The 20,199-nt window shown below is 45.2% G+C and carries 18 protein-coding genes and 3 tRNA genes; 2 read left to right on the forward strand and 19 right to left on the reverse strand.

Annotated features, from left to right (window positions below; genetic code table 11):
- Positions 1–7: 7 nt before the first annotated feature.
- The 4 genes from WSWS_RS06280 to WSWS_RS06295 all read right to left on the reverse strand — a co-directional run bounded on the left by WSWS_RS06280 (position 8) and on the right by WSWS_RS06295 (position 4,128).
- A complete protein-coding gene (locus tag WSWS_RS06280) occupies positions 8–1,582 on the reverse strand; it encodes an HAD family hydrolase (RefSeq protein ID WP_070230470.1) in 1,575 nt (524 codons plus the stop codon).
- A 132-nt stretch (positions 1,583–1,714) separates the two neighbouring features.
- Positions 1,715–1,788 (reverse strand) — tRNA-Met (locus WSWS_RS06285).
- Positions 1,789–1,818: 30 nt separating this feature from the next.
- Positions 1,819–1,908, reverse strand: a tRNA-Ser gene (locus tag WSWS_RS06290).
- 75 nt (positions 1,909–1,983) lie between these two features.
- Positions 1,984–4,128, reverse strand: coding sequence for a copper-translocating P-type ATPase (locus tag WSWS_RS06295; RefSeq protein ID WP_237342580.1), 2,145 nt, complete (start codon positions 4,126–4,128; stop codon positions 1,984–1,986).
- A gap of 77 nt (positions 4,129–4,205) precedes the next feature.
- Between WSWS_RS06295 and WSWS_RS06300 the strand changes: the two genes are divergently transcribed.
- Together WSWS_RS06300 and WSWS_RS06305 are read left to right on the forward strand one after the other, a co-directional pair.
- Positions 4,206–4,745, forward strand: coding sequence for a TetR family transcriptional regulator (locus tag WSWS_RS06300; RefSeq protein WP_070230471.1), 540 nt, complete (start codon positions 4,206–4,208; stop codon positions 4,743–4,745).
- A 99-nt stretch (positions 4,746–4,844) separates the two neighbouring features.
- The gene (locus WSWS_RS06305) at positions 4,845–5,807 is read left to right on the forward strand and encodes a zinc-binding dehydrogenase (RefSeq protein WP_070230472.1); all 963 of its coding nucleotides are present in this window, start codon (positions 4,845–4,847) and stop codon (positions 5,805–5,807) included.
- A 154-nt stretch (positions 5,808–5,961) separates the two neighbouring features.
- Here the strand turns inward: WSWS_RS06305 and WSWS_RS06310 are convergent.
- From WSWS_RS06310 to WSWS_RS06380, 15 genes are all read right to left on the reverse strand, one after another.
- Positions 5,962–6,045 (reverse strand) — tRNA-Leu (locus tag WSWS_RS06310).
- Between the two features lie 144 nt (positions 6,046–6,189).
- The gene (locus tag WSWS_RS06315) at positions 6,190–6,711 is read right to left on the reverse strand and encodes a TetR/AcrR family transcriptional regulator (protein WP_070230473.1); all 522 of its coding nucleotides are present in this window, start codon (positions 6,709–6,711) and stop codon (positions 6,190–6,192) included.
- Positions 6,712–6,925: 214 nt separating this feature from the next.
- A complete protein-coding gene (gene smpB, locus WSWS_RS06320; protein WP_070230474.1) occupies positions 6,926–7,387 on the reverse strand; it encodes an SsrA-binding protein SmpB in 462 nt (153 codons plus the stop codon).
- A gap of 20 nt (positions 7,388–7,407) precedes the next feature.
- Positions 7,408–9,741 (reverse strand): ribonuclease R, encoded by a 2,334-nt coding sequence (rnr, locus tag WSWS_RS06325; protein WP_070230475.1) that lies wholly within the window; start codon positions 9,739–9,741, stop codon positions 7,408–7,410.
- 259 nt (positions 9,742–10,000) lie between these two features.
- Positions 10,001–10,237 carry a preprotein translocase subunit SecG gene (secG, locus tag WSWS_RS06330; protein ID WP_070230476.1) on the reverse strand — a complete coding sequence of 79 codons (237 nt, stop codon included), beginning with the start codon at positions 10,235–10,237 and terminating at the stop codon, positions 10,001–10,003.
- An 83-nt stretch (positions 10,238–10,320) separates the two neighbouring features.
- Positions 10,321–11,091 (reverse strand): TIGR01457 family HAD-type hydrolase, encoded by a 771-nt coding sequence (locus tag WSWS_RS06335; RefSeq protein WP_070230477.1) that lies wholly within the window; start codon positions 11,089–11,091, stop codon positions 10,321–10,323.
- 3 nt (positions 11,092–11,094) lie between these two features.
- The gene (locus WSWS_RS06340) at positions 11,095–11,667 is read right to left on the reverse strand and encodes a YutD family protein (RefSeq protein ID WP_070230478.1); all 573 of its coding nucleotides are present in this window, start codon (positions 11,665–11,667) and stop codon (positions 11,095–11,097) included.
- Positions 11,668–11,684: 17 nt separating this feature from the next.
- Complete coding sequence (locus WSWS_RS06345) at positions 11,685–13,061, reverse strand: bifunctional metallophosphatase/5'-nucleotidase (protein ID WP_070230479.1); 1,377 nt, start codon at positions 13,059–13,061, stop codon at positions 11,685–11,687.
- Between the two features lie 3 nt (positions 13,062–13,064).
- Complete coding sequence (locus tag WSWS_RS06350) at positions 13,065–13,685, reverse strand: metallophosphoesterase family protein (protein ID WP_070230480.1); 621 nt, start codon at positions 13,683–13,685, stop codon at positions 13,065–13,067.
- A gap of 31 nt (positions 13,686–13,716) precedes the next feature.
- A complete protein-coding gene (locus tag WSWS_RS06355; protein ID WP_070230481.1) occupies positions 13,717–14,160 on the reverse strand; it encodes a hypothetical protein in 444 nt (147 codons plus the stop codon).
- 4 nt (positions 14,161–14,164) lie between these two features.
- Positions 14,165–15,244 (reverse strand): M24 family metallopeptidase, encoded by a 1,080-nt coding sequence (locus WSWS_RS06360; protein ID WP_070230482.1) that lies wholly within the window; start codon positions 15,242–15,244, stop codon positions 14,165–14,167.
- Between the two features lie 52 nt (positions 15,245–15,296).
- Complete coding sequence (locus tag WSWS_RS06365; RefSeq protein WP_070230483.1) at positions 15,297–16,409, reverse strand: enolase C-terminal domain-like protein; 1,113 nt, start codon at positions 16,407–16,409, stop codon at positions 15,297–15,299.
- Entirely contained in the window at positions 16,354–17,151 is a 798-nt protein-coding gene (gene menH / locus WSWS_RS06370; protein WP_070230484.1) for a 2-succinyl-6-hydroxy-2,4-cyclohexadiene-1-carboxylate synthase, read from the reverse strand. The genes WSWS_RS06365 and menH overlap by 56 nt, the downstream gene beginning before the upstream one ends.
- On the reverse strand, positions 17,144–18,814 hold the full coding sequence (menD, locus tag WSWS_RS06375; RefSeq protein WP_070230485.1) for a 2-succinyl-5-enolpyruvyl-6-hydroxy-3-cyclohexene-1-carboxylic-acid synthase: 1,671 nt from the start codon (positions 18,812–18,814) through the stop codon (positions 17,144–17,146). The genes menH and menD overlap by 8 nt, the downstream gene beginning before the upstream one ends.
- A complete protein-coding gene (locus WSWS_RS06380) occupies positions 18,807–19,961 on the reverse strand; it encodes an isochorismate synthase (RefSeq protein ID WP_070230486.1) in 1,155 nt (384 codons plus the stop codon). Before WSWS_RS06380 ends, menD begins: the two co-directional genes overlap by 8 nt.
- Between the last annotated feature and the right edge of the window lie 238 nt (positions 19,962–20,199).

Genomic DNA, 20,199 nt, shown 5'->3' on the forward strand with positions numbered 1-20,199 from the left:
ATTAACTTTAATCTTCCGAGACAACTGCACTCAATGTTAGCGACAATACCAACCGAATACCGACGGCAAAAATTGGGGCAATAAACAACCATGATGAAAAGAAAACACCCACACCAGCAGCTAAAATGATTAACAAGGCTGATAAAATCGTGGTAATTGTTAACACACGGTGATCATTTTGCTGCAACAAATCGGCCGTATCCCACAATTCGTGCAACTGGGCAATGCCTGGTGCCTTAATATCTGCAAATTCTAGTGCGCCATTGACACCAACGACCATGGCATCCTCAATTTCAACTGGAACAGCTTGATTAGTGACCAATAAAGTATGATCATTCCTCAATAAACTGGCTTGGGCAGCTAATTTAGCTTCAGGCGTTAGATTAGCCTGTGGTTGAACCAGGGTACGTAATGTCTTTTGCATCTCAAACAATGAACCATTCGTGTCCGCCGTGACAATATGCAGATTGATGTGTCGGCTGGCCAAGAAGCGATCAAACTTCAACAAGTCCGCATTGAACGTTGCCGCATAAGTCAAAATACCAATAATTTGCACACCATCGATGATATAACTTACTGAATTGCCTAATGCAATAAGCTGGTCTAACGTAGCTTCATTGATTTCATAATGTTCTGATGCATAACTGGCTGAAACAATTTGGAAACGCTCGTTGTTGATGACACCACTGGCACCCACGTATGGTATCTTCTCTTGTTCACTAGCTTCACTTGGATACACATTATATTCACGCGCGTATTGCAACAGCGCCCGAGCCATCGGCGTATCAGTACCCGCCAACAAACCAGCGGTAATGCCCAAAACATCATAATCACTATACCGATCATCAACGCTTGTGATGGAGCGAATTTTGAGGTCATCACTCGTTAACACCCCTGACTTTTCAGCCACAATGTCCGTAATTTTAGGTAAATCATCTAACGCGCGTGGGTTTTGAAATTTCAATCCCTGATCCGCTAATTGACGTAACAAGCGAAAGCGTCGGTAAGCCGACCACATCGCTGGCCAACGAGGATCGATGATAATCAACACAGAAACCGCCACCGTCAAACCTGATTGCCAATTCAACGTGATGCCATAGAACAGAGTTGCATACACAGCAGCCACCAAAGCCACTGATTCCAAGCGCATGGCTGATTTAATACCAGCCTCGTCTAAAGCGATCGCCCGTTCACGACGTTGCAACAGCCCTAATGAAATCATCAACCCGGCCCAGCCTAGCAACATCATTGGCAATGTCATCGTTTTAACAAAATTACCCAACGCTGGCGTTAACAGCAACCAGGTCAAGACGACAAACCATAAGGTCTGCCCAATAATTGGTAACCATAACGTCGTCACCCCTTCTTCACGTTGTTGTGCCAAGGCCTGCCTAATCATGCCATAGTCCAACCAAATAATCAGCGCTGCTGGAATCGCTAGCATCGCTTTAGTAAGGTACGGAATATTAACGGACAAAATTGGTTGCATACCGATCAAAATCGGCAACACAACGGCAGTGAGCAAAGCCATCACAAAAGCCCCCGCTGCATAACGCAAGTATTTTAATTGTACTGTGAGCATCGCGTTCTCCTTCATTCTAGCTGGTATTAACCACTCATTTTTAACTATATACCTCATAAATTACCGTGTTTAGAACAGAAATTCAACGATATCCAAAGAAAAAAGCCATTTCCTTAAGAAACAGCTTGAAGATTGCGGGAGTAGGATTTGAACCTACGACCTTCGGGTTATGGGCCCGACGAGCTACCAGACTGCTCCATCCCGCGATAATATTAAATTACGCCTCACAGCGTATAAGGAGATGGTGGGATTCGAACCCACGCGCCGGTTTCCCGACCTGACGGTTTTCAAGACCGTTCCCTTCAGCCAGACTTGGGTACATCTCCAGATAGATCAAGTAATTTCTTAACGAAAACTACTCTATCTATACTAATGATTGAGTCACATTTTGTCAACTCTTTTTAAACATTTTCTTTCAAGCGCAAGGTCATCGCATTCAACGCCACAATCACTGTTGAAAGTGACATGATGATTGCACCAACCATCGGACTTAAAGTAAAGCCGAATGGAATCAATAAGCCAGCTGCCAATGGAATTGCGATGACATTATAACCGGCACCCCAGGCCAAGTTTTCTTTCATCTTGCGGTTAGACTGATGTGCTAAGTCAAGCAAGGCCAGGATATCAATGGGGTTAGAGTTCACTAACACGACGTCAGCAGCATTGATCGCCACTTCGGTTCCTGACCCAATCGCCACCCCCAGATCAGCTGTAGCTAAAGCCAATGAATCATTCACCCCATCACCAACAAACATCACTAAACCGCTCTGCTGATATTGTTGTACCCGTGTGGCCTTATCCTCAGGCTTCAAACCGGCTTCAACGTGGGTAATTCCCAATTCAGTCGCAATTGCTTGGGCAGCTTGTTCATTATCACCAGTCAACATCACGGGGATCAGTTGCCGCGCCTGCAAGGCTGTAATAAAGGCTGCGGCTTGCGGCTTGATTTGATCGCCTAGGGCAATGGCTCCTAACACTTCATCAGCTTGCGTAACGAGGTAACTGACCGTGTATGGACCAGTGAGCAAGGCAACTGATTGGCCGTGCTCCTGGAGATATTGGCCACTCACAATTTTTAGTGATTGGCCGTTAATCGTTCCCTGCACCCCGACACCAGTGATACTAGCCACATTTTCCGCACTTGGAACCGGTACCTGTTGAGCTTGGGCATAAGCCATGATACTCTGACCAATTGGATGCACACTACCAGCTTCCAATGCCGCAATTTGCGCCAAAATTTCTGATTCAGGGGCATCATTATAGGCAACCACTTGTTGGACGGTGAATTTTCCTTCGGTTAACGTGCCTGTCTTATCTAGCACAACATAGCGGAGACGATCAACCTGCTCTAAGGCCGTACGATTTTGAATCAATAGACCACGACTAGCGGCCAAACCGGTTAGCCGCGCCACGACCAAAGGAACAGCGAGTCCCAGGGCATGGGGACAGGCAATAATAAAGACGGTGACAGCAATTGGCAACGCAAAGCTCATCCCGTTAAGCACCGTCCAAATAATCAATGCCAAAACACCAATCATCGTGGCTGCGTAAAACAACCAGCTAGCCACTTGATCAGCCAAATTTTCGACACGTGACTTATTCTTTTGTGCGACGGCAACCAGTTGCTGCACTTGTGAAACATAACCCGCATCGGCTTTTTTCGTCACCATCATGACGAATGGTTGATTACCATTCAGCGAGCCACCAACCACATCATCCCCGGTCTTTTTCGCGACTAATGCTACTTCACCCGTCAATAATGATTCATCAATTTGGGCACTCCCCTCAACAATCATCCCATCTAGTGGGACACGTTCGTTTGCCTTGACTAGTACGCGATCATGGACCGCCAGTGTATTCGTTGGGACATCATGTACCATGTCTTGCATCTGCATGTGTGCCACATCGGGCATCAAATCACTCAAGGCATCAACCGCTGAACCTGCTCGCATGACTGCATTCATTTCGACAATATGCCCAATGAGCATAATGATGATTAATGATGCCAGTTCCCAAAAGAAGTTCATCCCCATTTGTTCTGGGTGTAGCATCTCTTGAATCGTTACATAGACACTATAAACATATGCCACACTGATTCCCATGGTGATTAACGTCATCATGGCTGGCTTACGTGCCGCAAGTTCACCGCGTGCTCCTTGATAAAACGGCGAACCACTGTAGAAAAAAATAATCGATCCCAGTAACAAAATTAACCACGATTGTCCTGGCCGATCAGTCACGGTGAATGGCAGATACACCCCCATCATTGGCGTTAAAATCAACAGTGGAATTGTCAAAATGACTGCGACAATTAACTTCAACCGCATATTTCCCATATGCATCATCTGGCCACCATGGTCCATCATATCCATATGGTCATGGCCACCATGCTGCATTTGGTGATGGTCCATCGTAGCCATTGTATCCTGTTTGTCCTGCATAGCGGCTTGCCCCATATCATGAGCTTCATTGCTCATTGAATGCATATCCATCTGATGGTCGTGCATCGTCATGGATCCATGCTGCATTTCATTATCTTTTTTCATATCCACACCTCTTTACATAATATCTTACACTGTCTATACTAAATACCAATAAACAAAAATAGACAGAGTGTTGATTTATGAAAATAGCATCTAGCAAACCAAAGATCAAAGCAGCTTTTGCCGCGTTATTAACGACCGAACCCTTCGAAAAAATTACCGTTGCCCAAATTGTGAGCCAGGCAGAAATTAACCGGGGCACTTTTTATCTCCATTATTCTGATAAATATGCCTTAGCTGAAGAACTGTCTCATGAAACTCTGCAACAGCTCTCTGAAATCACGACCAACTATACTGGGGGCGATAACCAACTACTATCAACAGAAGGTATTCATCAATTGCTTCACTACCTGCGTGAGAATCGTAACACGTTACAAGCCCTGTTATTTGGTGGTACCGATCGCTCATTTGGGGATGCCTTCAAAGCCTTATTGCTGCAAAATATCCAAATTAACGAGTCACCCTTACCTGAAATTTATCTACGTGAAATGCTGGTGGCGCACTTCATGAGCATTATTATTCTTTGGCTAAAACGTAACACTAAAGAATCAATCGCTGAAATCGCTGATCTGCTCGAAACTGGCCGTATGTCCGACGAGTGGCACCACTTATATCATTAACTTGTCGTTAGATATATTGCATCTAACCCCCCATTGTATTAATCTCAAAGTAACCGGAGGGCCTATCTCCAAACACTATTTAAGAAGGAGCCTAACCATATGAAAGCAATCGTTGTGACTGATCCCGGCACCCCAGAAGTGCTCAATTACACTGATGTTCCTACGCCAGCTGTTAAGCCCGGCTGGTCACGAATAAAAGTCATGGGCTTTGGTATCAATCGTTCTGAAATTTTTACCAGAGAGGGCAAATCTCCCTCAGTACAATTTCCAAGAATATTGGGCATTGAGGCAGTCGGTATCATTGATGAAACAACTGATCCTGAAAGATTACCCATCGGCCACAAAGTAATTTCAATCATGGGTGAGATGGGGCGTGCCTTTGATGGTAGCTACGCCGAGTACACCTTATTGCCAAATGAGCAAATTTATCCAATAACGACTGAGCTAAGTTGGCCTGATCTCGCCGCTGTACCAGAAACTTTCTACACCGCTTTTGGTATTTTTAAAAGTCTACAAATCCGGGCAACTGACAAAATTCTCGTACGCGCTGCAACTAGTGGGGTTGGAATTGCTGTTCTAAAGCTAATCAAAGGATTATCCACCGATATTCAGGTAACAGGAACTACCCGTTCTGACACTAAAAGACAAGCTTTGTTAGATAGTGGTTTTAATGACGTCATCGTAACTCCCGATGCCAACCTGCTACCAGATAATGTTGGCTCATTCGATAAAATTGCTGATCTAATTGGGCCATCTGCAACGAGAGATTCTTTAAAGCATTTAAATGAATTCGGCATTCTCAGTGCAACTGGCGAACTAGGTGGCGTTTGGGCACTCAACGACTTTGATCCGATTTTTGATATTCCAAATAATCGTTACCTCACTGGGTTCTATTCAGGAGATGTATCGCAGGTAAAAATTCAAGAAATGCTAACTTACCTCGATGAACATCAGATTGATGTCCATCCGACGAAGATCTACAAATTAGCTGAAATCCAAGCAGCCCACCAGTACCTGCAAGGGCAACATAGCTTTGGTAAAGTAGTTGTGATTAACGCTTAAATTTTTGTTTTGTTGTCAGCCATTAAAATATCAACTAAACCTAAAAGATCCACAACCCGTCTCATCGAGGTTATGGATCTTTTTATATGTAGCAAACAAAAAAAGGCGTTGCATCAAGGTTCAGCACCTATCAACAACGCCTTGAAACACAAAATGCGGTCGGCGGGGGTCGAACCCGCACGATATTTCTACCACAGGATCCTTAGTCCTGCGCGTCTGCCAATTCCGCCACGACCGCAATATCGGTAATCACCAACAGATATTAGTATACCAACATAAACGACCCGTCGCAATAGTTTTCACTGATTCAGGGAACCCAGTGATTGCCAAAGCCGGATGACCTGATGGCAACCACTACCGGAATACCCACCCATTATGTGCATCACCTTGATATTTTTTTAGTTTCATCTGGCGTATTCCACGCTGATGATCGTAGCAAGAATGTACGGACATCGTCTTTTTTGATGCGGTCTGGATTTTTAATCCATCCGGTCAACACACCAACCATCGAGTAGTAAAGTAACTGGCGCTCCGCTGATGATAATGCTTCAAAGAAGGTCATTTTCCCAACACCTTGCATGAAAACCGTTAGCATCTCGACGTCAAATGTTTCATGAAAATTTGCCAGGTGAACAAATAACAGACGATGTTCATCAATGATGTCTAGGAATTGCGTCACCAGTTCAGAAAATGGCAACATTTCATTTGCTGGAAAACTAAATAATTCAGAAAAAATTGCAAAGACTACTTCTGATCGGGTTTCGAAATAATGGTAAAAAGTATTGCGATGCACATGGGCGACTTTCGCAATTTCAGTGATTGATGGCTTTTTATCTGGGTTTTCACTAAACAACTGAATGGCAGCTGCAACAATCTGCGACTGCGTTTGATCAAGCGATTCCACATCATTCTCCCTTCGTCATTATAATATGATGTAGCTAATAATTTATTAGTTGTTTTTCAATTTTCGTACACTAATAAGTATACTTGCATTTGCTCAATTTGTAACTATTTTGTCCTAATCACTGAAATTATTTGCCAGACTTGCCCAGTATGGTTGGCTCAACCACAGCAAAAAACGACCATGATAGATAACCTCCATCACGATCGTTTCTCAGCTAACGTTTCAAAGCGCGCCGCAAATCACGTTCTTGATCACGTTTCTTAATTGTTTCTCGTTTGTCATACGTATGCTTACCAGTACCCACACCAATGAGCACCTTAGCAAAGCCGTGTTTCAAATAAACCTTTAACGGCACAATTGTCTTACCAGCTTGAGCAGATTCCGCAGCTAACTTAGCGATTTCCTTCTTGTGTAACAATAACCGCCGTGATCGTAATGGTTCATGATTAAACTGGTTACCTTGCTCAAAGATGGCAATGTTGACATTATCCAACCAAGCTTGGCCATGCCGTACTTGAATGAAACCCTCAGCAATAGTAATCTGGCTGGCCCGCACTGATTTAATTTCAGTACCGGTCAACTCAATACCCGCTTCAAATGTCTCGCCAATTGCATAATTGTAGCGCGCCTTATTATTAGTAGCTAATGCATCATTTTGAACTTTTTTCTTCGCCATATACATTACCTCCTACTGATTTAGTGACGATCTTTACGATTCGCACCAGTATGCTTTGCAGCACCGACTGGTTTGCGCCGGTCTGACTTCGCACCAAACGGCTTGCCACCCTTATTGGTGTGGTGATTCTTATCACCACGAGCACGACCACCAAAACTACCACGATGGTCATCAGCTACCTTGATATCTGTAATTGGTGCATCATCCGGGTCAACGAGGACAAAGTCCAAAGCGCTTTGTTCCTTATCAACACGAATTAACTTCACTTTCACAGCTTGACCAATTTGGTAAATGTGATGGAAGCGTCGCCCAATCAATGCCAAGTGCGCTTCATCGTAAACATAGTAATCATCAGTTAAGTTCGAGGTATGAATCAACCCTTCAACTGTATTAGCCAAAGACACGAACATACCAAACTTCAAGACACCATTCACGACTGCATCGAATTCTTGACCGACCTTGTCTTCCATGAACTCAGCCTTCTTCATCGCATCAGTATCACGTTCGGTATCAACCGCACGCCGTTCACGCGTTGACGTATCTGTGGCAATTTGTGGCAATTTTGCACGATACTTTGCTTGAGCTTCTTCACCCAACCCTTGCGCAGCATAGTGCTTAATCAAGCGATGCACTGTTAAGTCAGGGTAACGACGAATTGGTGACGTGAAGTGTGTATAGTACTCCGCACCGATTCCAAAGTGACCGATTGGTTCCTCTGAATATTTAGCTTGCTTCATAGTACGTAGCATCATCGTTGAGACCATTTGCTCTTCTGGCTTACCAACAAACCAGCTGTGGATTTTTTGGAAATCTTCTGGCTTAACCTTGTTAGGATCAGCTTGAACAGGGGCACCCAATGCCTTCACAAATTCAAAGAACTTCACCACGCGTTCCAGGTCTGGCGTTTCATGGACACGATACAAGAATGGGACATTCAGTTGATCGAAGTGCATCGCCACCGTTTCGTTGGCAGCTAGCATAAATGACTCAATCATCCGCTCTGACAAACCACGTTCACGGAGCTCGATATCCGTGGGATGACCTTGTTCGTCAACAACAATTTTAGCTTCTGGTGCATCAAATTCAATCGCACCACGGGCAGTACGTTTGTTGCTCAACGCTTCATGCAACTTAGCCATGTCTTCAAACATTGGCACTAATTCTTGATATTCGGAACGCGTGTCGTCATCCCCAGCTAGAATCGCATTCACAGCTTTATAGGTCATACGAGCATGTGAACGCATCACTGAGGTGTGTAGACGATGTTTAACTAAATCACCTGCCGGCGTGAATTCCATTTCAGCAGACATCGCCAATCGATCCACCCCTGGATTCAAAGAAGCAATTCCGTTAGAAATATTTCGGGGTAACATTGGAACAACCCGGTCCGTCAAGTAAACTGACGTACCACGGTTGTAGGCTTCCTCATCTAGAGGGGTTCCCTCAACAGCGTAGTGTGAGACATCCGCAATGTGGACCCCTAGGTGAAAATTACCGTTCTCTAAACGCCAAACAACGACCGCATCATCCAAGTCCTTTGATTCAATAGAATCAATGGTGACCAATGGTTGATCGGTAATGTCTTCCCGGCCAGCCCATTCTTCGGGTTGCACAGTATCTGGAATTTGGTTAGCTTGTTCGATAACAGCTTCAGGGAAGATGTGTGGCACTTCATGTTGATAGATGATTTGTAAAATATCAACTCCTGGCTCATCTTTATAACCAATCGTCTCTGTCACGACACCGGTAAAATGCTTAGGCATGGTCACAGTTGGATAAGTGTCAATTGAGGCAACTACCACTTCACCATCAGTTGGGTGCAAGCCACCCTCCTTGACCAAGAATTCATATGTTGCCAGTTTTTTATCAGTCAGCTTAATTGTGCCGATATAACCAACATAGTCTGATCCCAGTTTAAATTCACCCACGACACTTTCGATATGCCGCTTGATAATTTCTTCGACCTTACCTTCTGGTCCTTTGCCATTGGCCGCATCACCACGTGTCAAAATCTTGACACGGACTTCATCTAAGTTCAACGCCAGCATCGTATTATCCGGGTTCACAAAAATATCATCTTCTTTTTCGTCATACTTAACGAACCCAAAGCCTTTTTCATTGGACCGGAAAACACCGATAATACCTTGGCTACCGTCGTCGTATTGAAAGTCACCACTGTCAGAAACCTTTACTTTTTTAGCTCGTTCCAAAGCAGCTAGTGCTTGCACGACCTTTGTAAAGCCCTGTGCGTCGTTTAAACGCAAACCATCCGTTAATGCTTGTGCAGAAAATGTTTGCGTGGGATTGGCCTTTAAAAAACCAAACAGTTGTTCTTGTAATTGTTGTGCGTCCATGTGTACCTCTTTCAATTATTGAACAGGCGCCATACGAGGATATATGACTAAACAAAACCAAGCATAGCAGTTATGGTCACTCATATATCGTGTAATGGTCGCCTGACGCAATCTATCATTAGTTAATTTTAGCACGGAATGCCAGCTGACGGGGATGTCGTGCGCTGAATTGTTGTAATAAGTCGTTGATACGCCTCATCATCGGGCGTGTAAATAAAGACGTCCTCCTATAATAGGGGGACGTCTTTATTAATCAATCTTAGTGTGATGACACATAAACCAAAGCCAATCCTAAAATAAACCAGATTGCACCAAGGACTGCTGTGATACGTTGCATAACGGCAACGAATCCACGTGCCTTTTGGGTAGCAAACAAATCACCACCGCCGCCAGACAATGCTGACAATGCATCTTGTTGCTTTGAAGGTTGCATCAAAACAGCCAGAATAATCAAAACACCGACGATAATCATCGCTGTTAGTAAAATGCTATACATTATGTCAACTCCTATACTCGTAATTACCTTCGAACAGCATACCACATTCCAGGTATGTACTCAATCTGAATATAACGACGCGGTTAAATTTCCCATTCGTCCAGATTAGTCACTTCATAACTTGGTTGCGCCATCTTGGCATGCACATCTGCCGGTTTCGAAACACCCGTATACGTCAACAATGTATCAATACCAGCATTAATGCCCGCTAAGATGTCCGTATTGTAATTGTCACCAACCATAATCACTTCATCTTTAGTGTGGCCGGTTAGAGCTAATGCACCGTCCATAATCACCGTAAATGGCTTCCCGATAACAATTGGTTCGGTTTGGGTCGCGGTTTGTAAAGCGGCTACCAATGAACCAGCACCGGGTTGCAGGCCCAGTTCGGTAGGTAAATTGGTATCAACATTAGTCGCGATAAACTTGGCTCCAGCTTGAATAGCAAAGGTAGCCTGCACAAGTTGGTCATAGGTAAATTGGCGATCAATACCCATGACAACGGCATCAGCTGGTGCCGTTGTCACGATCTCAAATCCCTTTTGGGCCACAGCGCTGCGTAGTCCGTCTTCACCAATCACTAAGACGCGCTTGATTGCCGGTAAGGTCGCTAAGTAATCCGCGGTGGCCATGGCTGATGTATAGACCTGCGCTGGAGTCGTGATGATACCGTGATTTTCAGTCAGATTCTGGGCAACCATTGCGGGCGTTTTGGTCGAGTTATTTGTCACAAACAAATAGTCGGTACCACTGGCTTGCAACCGTTCAATGAACCGCTTACCAACTGGGAATTGTGTCGTTCCCTGGTAGATTGTCCCATCAAGATCTATGAAATATCCAGTGTACTTTGCCATAGTTTACTCCGTTGTCCGTTCACGAATACTAAAGTGACGCCGACTCTTACTGCCTTTAGTCGCCACCTTTTGGTTACCATGTTTTTCTTTAAAGGGTTTGTCAGTCACCTTGGTCCGTTTTTCACTCACAGCTGCTGAATTATGATGCCGTGATCCATTATGACGACGCGTCTTAGTCGGTGGCTCATCTTCTTCATCATCAACGACTGGATGCGGATCCATGTTTTGTAACACAAAATAGGGTGCGCCAAAATTGATTTCCTCAAATAAATAGTCTTCTAAAGCGGAAATCTGTTGCGAACGCGACACACCATTCGTGCCATCAGCGTATAAACCATGCAAACGCAATTGGTCAGCGGCAATATCGCCGACTAAGTAATCATATTTTTCCAAAAAACTACTAAAACGCGCCGCTAACTTAGTGGTATCAAAGGCCGAACGATAATTCAGTATTAATTTGTATGGTCGCTGGTTGATCTGGATCATCTCGCTATTGTCAGTCAACACGATATGCGTGGCTTTTTGGCGTTCAATAAATTGATCTTCAGCTAATTCTTTCATTCGCTCACGATTCATAGCATCCTCCTTTCTTGTTAATCGAAAAATTTTTCATGTAGGTAATCCGCAAAATCTTCGCGAAAAACCGTACGATAACTCATTTTATTGTCACCAGCAATTTCAATTGTTGGAAAAAATGGTAAAAAGTAATAATGATCTAATGACCCAATTGTATATGGTTCTTCAAAATCAATCAATTCATCATGCACGTAGACATCGCCGTTATCGGCCAAAGTGATCCCATCCCAGATGATTTCACCCCATGACCCACCACGAAAGCCCATGCCACGAATCTGGCTAGACTTCATGTAAGCCCGGGATTTGGCGACTTCATGAACCAACCGCCACAGATCGACACCTTGCAGGGTCGTACGCATCGGATGGACCGCATGGGGTAAAATTTCATGAAGCACATCCTTAGTGACCCGCCCCGTTGGTAAATCCCCCAAGAACATGCCCGTCGATAACATCGCGATAGTCGTGCGCGTACGGCGCTCCAAAGCGGCCAGGCCTAGATCAATCAGACGGTTATCTGCATGTTTATTAGTGGAATAGGCTGTCGGTAATACCGCCACAACTTCTTTATCCAGCTGTTCTCGACCACTCTTGCGATAGCCTTCAATTTCAACCGTATCAGCGATTTCTGCAGGCAATGCATCCGTATCAACAGTTGTCGCCTGCATTTTAGTCAATGTGCCATCCGTAATTTCTAGATCGATTCGCCCAATGTGTTCACCATATTTACCAGCAGCAGCCAGCAGTGCCGAACCACGTTTTTCACCATGTGGTAAGTGATGATGGGTATGCGCGCCAATAATGACTTGTAAATCTGGAAACCGCTCCGCTAAATAATGATCAGTCGGCAACCCCAAATGGGACAGCAACACATTAAAATCGGTTTTCCCTGCCAGTTCGGCTAAAGCTTGCGTCATCGCTTGGTCCAGCTTTTCTGGCATCCAACCAAGCAATGGCAGCGTCAAAATAAACGGCGCAGTCATCCCCAACACCCCGACACGGGTCCCTTTAGGCGTGGTCAAAATGACCGACCGCACCGCCCACTTTGGCAATTCACCGGTCTGCATATCGGTGATGTCACCAAGCAATACAGGGAACTCGGCTGCATCATGTAGATGATTCATATCTTCATGTGCTAACCCCAAAATTTCATTATTGCCAATTGTGGCCGCATCATAATGTACTTGATTCATCAATGCCGTATTAGCTTGTCCCATCGTGGCTTCCGTCAATGGGTGCGCCCGGTCAATAAAATCACCGATGTCAAAGGTGAATACCGCCACCCCATTTTGGCGTAAGTTAGTTTGTTTTTGGAGCAGATAACGGCGAATTTTTGGCCACCGTTCCAAATGCGAGTGCAAATCGTTAGTATGCAGAATTGTAATATGCTCTTGCATGATTTACCGTCCTTTCGCAAACGCGTCGTGCTTTCGTTGAATGATTATATCTAGTTCATCTAGCGACAACGGTGTCCCCCACGCTGGCCGTTCGGTCTGCATCAAATAATCTAGGTCAGCACTATCCACACCCACATTGATGTTTTCTGGCACCGCCACGCTGTAATGGTGAATGTGGCCGTGTAGATTGATGCTTGAATCAGTTTTACCAAACATCATCGGATAGTGCGTCAAGAAAAATTGGTGATGGTGCGCTTTAACAATCAACCCAACATCATGAAACACAAATTTTGGTTGACCATCTGCCAAATCATAATTGTTTTTTGCTAAAAATTTTAGCATATCACGCGTGTCATGATTGCCCTTAACTAATACGATATGCCCATGCAATGAGCTTAAAATTGCCAGCGTTTTTTGATAGGCGTCTTTAACCGGCCGCATATGATTTAACAACGCCACATCCCCAAGATGATAAACCGTATCTAGTTCACCAACCCGAGCATTCCAAGCATTCACCAACACTAGGTGCTCTTCGGCCAGCGAATTGAATGGCCGTGGTGCAAAATCATTTTGACCTAATAATTCTTGATGAAAAAAATGTGTATCACTCGTCACAAACTGCATAGCTACCTCCTCTTCACGTAGGAGAACGCTCCTAGCGAATTCGGCGTGAAGCCATCGAATCCAACCACTTCAAAAAGTCGTCAAAATTATCGGTATAGCGATTGACACCCCAAAAACGTTGTTCTTCCTCGTTTGTATCATATTTTACACGCAATCCCCATTCATCATTCGCACCAAGTGCATCTGAAGAACCATTATACTCCTTGGCCCAACCACCAATGAACCCTTCCATTTGCTTTGAAAAGGCTTGCCATTGAAAAGTCAAATCAATCCACAGACCATCGTATTGCTGTAATTTTGGGTTAGGAGCTAGTTGTCGGTTGAAATCGAAACTAGGCTCCGTGACTTCAGCCGGTAGGAAACCTAGATCCTTTGTGGTTTTTAGTAAAAAAGCGTGCTGATCCGTCAATTTTCCATAATAATAATCAAAACCAGTGAGCATATTGCCCCGATAAAATTCAAAATACTCTAACATAAGTTTACTTCTCAATTACAATTAATTCTTTCGTCAAGCCCGCTGTCAAGTTTTCCATACCATCAGTTGTCACGATGATATCGTCTTCGATGCGAACACCACCCTTACCAGTCAAATAAATACCTGGTTCAATGGTCAACAACATGCCAGCGTGCAGCAAATCTTCTGAGGTCTTTCCGATATATGGACCTTCATGAATCGCTAATCCAACCCCGTGACCTAATCCATGCGTGAATTGCTTGTCATATCCAGCTTGCGCAATGACATCACGGGCAACTGCATCCAATTCGGCTGAGGCCATTTCTGCATGAGTTGCCGCCAAAGTAGCCTCATTAGCCTGCTTGGTGACGTCATAGATTATTTTTAATTCTTTGTCGATCTCACCAAATGCAATCGTTCGTGTCACATCAGAAGTGTAGCCATCTACATAGTAGCCAAAGTCGATAGTCACTAAATCACCGGTTTCTATGACTTTATCCGTTGCTTCGGCGTGTGGTAATGAACTATTGACACCGGAAGCGACAATCGTATCAAAGGATGCCTTCGTTGCACCACGACGACGCATAATAGCATCCAATGTGTTGGCAACTTCACGTTCGGTCATCCCAACATGGACAACTGTCAACAACTCCTCAAACCCAGCCACGGCAACTTCAGCCGACTTACGAAGTGCGTTCAATTCTTGTTCATCCTTCACTTCACGAATCGCTTCGACCAGACCAGGCACTGGTGCAATATCTTCGCCCACAAAATTTTCATCAATATAATCAAAATCACGATATGGAATCGTATCCTCAAAGCCCAACTTAGTAATGGCATAGCGCTTCGCTGCCGCCATAGCCACCCCCCAATAGTCCCGTGTCACCAGCAATTGGACATCTTCAGGTAACTTAGTACGCATATCATCCTCATACCGCGCATCCGTGATCAGGGCAGCCTTTTCTGCACCGATTAAGACCAAACCGTCACCAGTTCCACCGTAAAAACCAGTTAGATACTTCATATTGTCGCCATCAGTCACAATTAAGCCATTGATGTCGAGCTTCTCAAATAAACGACGGACGTTCTCGATTCTTGCAGTCATGCTTTTTACCTCGTATTAGTTTAATTCCAATTATAGCAAAAAATCAGACCTATTATGGTCTGATTTCAATCGTCGACGTAACTTGCAGAGCGTGAATCGCCTCCCAGTCTAATTCTATCTGGGTTGGCACCTGAATCGCGCCATGTTCGATAACCATTGGCGTTTTAATGATATCCCGTTCAAAGTAACGGTCACTCCCTGAAACATCCGTTGGAATATAGGCTGCAAAGTGATTGGTTAAGGATACCTGTGCCAGTGCCAAATCAACTGAGCGACCGAGACCACTTGCTAACATGCCCCCGACCCATGCATTAGCATCGGTTTGTAAAATATGCATAGCTGTGCGCCAACCACCAATTTTGGCCTGCTTGATCGTAAAGAGAGCGCCAGTCTGTCGATATCGTTCATAGTCCTCGATACTATGTAAGCTTTCATCCAATGAAATACGCAAGGACGTCAGTTGCTTGATAGCCGCAATGTTGAGCTCATTTTGATCCTCAGAAAAAGGTTGTTCAATGAATGTAAAGCCCATGCCTTCCAGACGTTGTAAGCGTTGCAAGCCATCATGCACCGCGAACCCGCCATTGCCATCCGCTGAGAACATGGTCGTTGGAAAGCGAGGCATGACTTGCGCGATCACATCATCATAAGGCGCAGCTCCCAATTTTAACTTAATCCGTTGGTACCCCTGGGCAATGGCCCGCTCAATCTGGTTGGTTAACCTTTGGGCATTTGGCATGATACCAATGGCCTGCCCCACCGGTACACCTTGTGCTGTATCGTCCACCATAGTGGGGAGTGAGATCAACTGCGCACCTTCTCTGGCCGGCATCACCGCTGAAAACGCCATTTCCAGGGCTGCTCTGGCAAATGATGGCATGCCCACCGGAATACTATTTTGAAAAACTGCTGGTGCTGCTGCACGAATAGCCGCAATGGAAATAGCTTGTGTCTCAGTATCATACGCTGCATCATAAAAAGACTGAATTTCACCATACCCACGTGAACCATCACCCCAAACTAGCTCTACCAGTGTAATTGGCCGGGCCGTCGTCAGACCATGGGCAGTCTTAAAAGGGGTCTTAAGCTGTAATTCCAATGGGTAGAGGTTAATCTGCTTGACGTAGCCATTGGTTGTAGGCAGCCTTTCGTTCAAAGTGTACATTATGACCAGCTCCTTCTACCTGTACGTGGTTGACCGTTTTGATTAACGACCGCATTTGGTCAGCAATGGCCTTAAACTTAACATCGCGCTCACCAGTGATCAAATGCACCGGCATCGTTAATTCATTTAAGCGTAACCAGTTATTTGGTTGATACCCAGTACCAAAATAACGTAAAGAATTGGCAACATTGGCTGCTAAATGATGCAATCGTTGGGCATGCATAAAGGCTTGCTGTGCTGTACTGACCTCAGTTTGGCTAGCAAACAGGGGCATCGTTTCCCAGGCAGCAATGAATTTTGCCATGCCTTGCTGTTCCACACGCAGTGCTTTTTCATGATCACTCTGTCGCCGGGCGAGGCGGGCCGCCGCATCAGACACACCCGCCGTACTACTCTCTAACCATAAGCTCGTCAAATCAGTGGGATAGGTTAATGCATACTGCAAGGCTAACCGCCCCCCCATGGAATAACCAAGCAAGCGCACTGGCTCATCCGTTATGGCATGAATTAAGGTATGTAAATCAGCCACCTGTTGTGCGGCGGTAAATCGTTTGGCAGCGACGAGCTGATCGGTTTGCGCGAAGCCTAGTAAATTAGGAATAATCACCGTACCAGGAAATGTTATCTCCGCAAAATCAGCTGCGCTCCCAAGAAAGCCATGCAAGGCCACCCAAATTGGTCGCCCGCTCCCGCGAAGTTCAACTGCGTAGTCGTAACCTGTAATAGTAATGTGCTTAATCATTGTATAGTGCCTGCAATTCGTTTTGAATTTGGCGATGATCAAGGACATTCTGTGCACGATCACTAGTGATTTCAATGATGTTCAACCCAGGCATCGGCTGCATAATCAATGCTTCTAATGCCTGCACGGTATGAGGATGATGATAAGTTGCATCATACAAATTGGCGACCTTCTCGACATTTAGTCCAAGGGGTGTGCCAAACATCTCTTCAAAATAATCCTTAGCATTCGCTTGGGGTAAGAATGAGAAAATTGACCCCCCATCATTATTGACCACAACGACCGTCAAATTAAGCTGATATTGTTTTGCCATCATCAAGCCGTTCATATCATGGAAGAATGTTAGATCACCTGTGATCAGATACGTCTGGTCAAATTGGGTTGCCACACCTAACGCAGTCGACTCGGTCCCATCAATGCCATTCGCACCACGGTTTGCCATCACTGTCACCGCGTGGTCCGGTACAAAGAAATTGTCCATATCACGAATCGGCATACTATTGGCGACAAAAATCGCACTATTAGATACTGCTTTACGCATCGCATACACGGTTGTGATTTCGTTGAGATGATCAGCTGATGACATCAACTTGGTGACCTGCTGACCTAACGCACTGAATTCAGCAAGATATTCCTGATTTGCTCTAACATCACTGGCCAACAACGCTTGCAAAAAAACATTCTCGTCAACGTGCAACTGGCGACTAATTTGCCGTTTATAATCCTTACCGACCGTTGCCTTCCCAACCACAATTTGCGCAACTGTGTGATCTTGTACCCAGGTCATCACCCTGGCCGACACTGGCGTTGACCCGAGACGGATCACTATATCCGGTACAAGTGTGTCATCAATTACTTCAGTTTGTAGCAGTAGTTCAATGCCGTTAACAACTCCCGCAACACCGCGTACATTCGCCAGGACATCGGCAATAATCGGGAATCGCTTCGTAGCGGCCAGTTCTTGCAATAGCTTGACATTAACAGTCTTTTGCAACGGCCCAGCTAAAATGACCACTTTTTTATCGGTAATCATCGCCGTTAACGCCGTTAAATCGATCTGCTCAATCGCCGCCACATTGGTTTGTGCCGCCACATCGGGCCAAGGTTCGCCGAGCACTGGCATCAATGGTTTCCGTAAGGGTAAGTTCAAATGGACTGGTCCAGCCGGTGTAGCTGCCGCCAACCGCACTATTTCCTGCACTTCGTAGTCAATATACGCCGTAACATCCGGGTGAGCATCTTGCAAGGTAATGGCCACAAAGCGCTTCACCTGCGTACCAAACAGCTTCGTTTGATCAATTGTTTGTTGGGTCCCAATATGTTGTAATTCTGCTGGCCGATCGGTACTCAATAAAATCAACGGTACATTTGAAATTTGTGCCTCGACCACAGCTGGCATCCAGTTAGCAATCGCGGTCCCCGAGGTCGCAATCAAAACGACCGGATGCACCGTCGCCTTTGCAATGCCTAAGGCAAAAAAAGCGGCCGACCGTTCATCGACGTCGACATAGACATTGATAGATTCTGTGTAGGTAGCATATTCTGCCAACAGCAACGCAATTGGGGTGGTTCGTGAACCGGGTGAGATGACATAATCTGTCACCCCTTGCGCTGCTAACGCCTTAAACAGGTGCTTGATATTATTTGTTAAACTATCAGTCATGCTGTCTCTCCAGTAATTTCATCATTGGTTGCATTTTTAATGCTGTTTCTTCGTATTCTTGGGTCGCATCTGAATCTGCCAAGATACCCGCCCCCGCAAAAAGATCAACTTTGCCCGCATGCGCAAACATTGAACGAATCCCGACAACCATTTCACCATCCCCAGAGGGCCTCAACACGCCAACTGGTGCGGCAAACAACCCCCGTGGATTTTGTTCCAACTGAGCAATCTGTGTCAACGCCCATTCTTCTGGTTGACCGCCCAAAGCCGGGGTCGGATGTAACCGATCCACAATCGACAATGTCGTCACACCATCGTTGACTTGTCCTGTTATTGGTGTATACAAATGTTGCACTTGAGGATTCTTCATAATCGTCGGCCCCTTTGGAACAGTGAGTGCAGCCATCCCTGCTAAGCGCTCGACAATCCGGTTAACTACGATAGCATGTTCCTGTAAATTTTTGGGGTCATTCAGTAGTGTTGCCGCTAACTGCAGATCCTCTGTCTCATCTTGACTGCGGCGGGCAGTTCCAGCCACCCCCGCTGTTGCCAAATGACCGTCATTAATTTTAACTAACCGCTCTGGCGTGGCTGAAATGAAAATATCATTGTCCCGCTTTAAGATAAAATGATAGTTGTGGGGTTGTGTCATTTGCAAATCAGCGATCAACTTGGCCATATCAAGTGGTTCTGATAGCGTCACCTGACGCTGTCGCCCGAGCACCACCTTTTGTTTTGTGCCATCACTTTGCATCGCATCAATCGCATGCTGAACTCGCTGTACCCAGTTCGTCTCATCCACGACCCTTTCAATTTCAGGCCGGCGGCGTTTGCTCCGGTTCGTGACGACATTCGTCTCATATCCCCATAAATGTTGCTCGGCAATGTCATACAACACTTTGGGCTGTAAAAAATACCCATTCATCATTGTGGCCGTATGTAACTGATCATCAAACGGTACGCCACCAAATACCGGATAATTCTTCCCGGCCGCCCATGTTGCGATTTCATGTATGTCACGACTAAAAATTTCATCAGCCACCCCAAAGCCATAATACCGCGACTTCTTATCGGCAGTCGCGAAATATACAGCTACTTCAGCTAACTCAAACCGTTGCCATAATTCCTTTTCTGATGGGAAACTCATAGTGCACCTCGTCTTTTTGAATACCTTTTATTTTACGCTTACCGCGATAATTTACAAAATATGCGCCCTAAATTTATAAAAATACCATGACTTAGTATTTTGGCAGAGGGTTCGCACCTGATGATATCCATTCCAAAATAGTTTGACTATTGGTATGCAAGGTCGACAATGTCATTTTTTTAACGACTAAAAAACCACCCGTCAATATGACTAAACGGGCGGTGTTTATTTTAAATAG

Source organism: Weissella soli (genome assembly GCF_001761545.1).
GTDB lineage: Bacteria > Bacillota > Bacilli > Lactobacillales > Lactobacillaceae > Weissella > Weissella soli.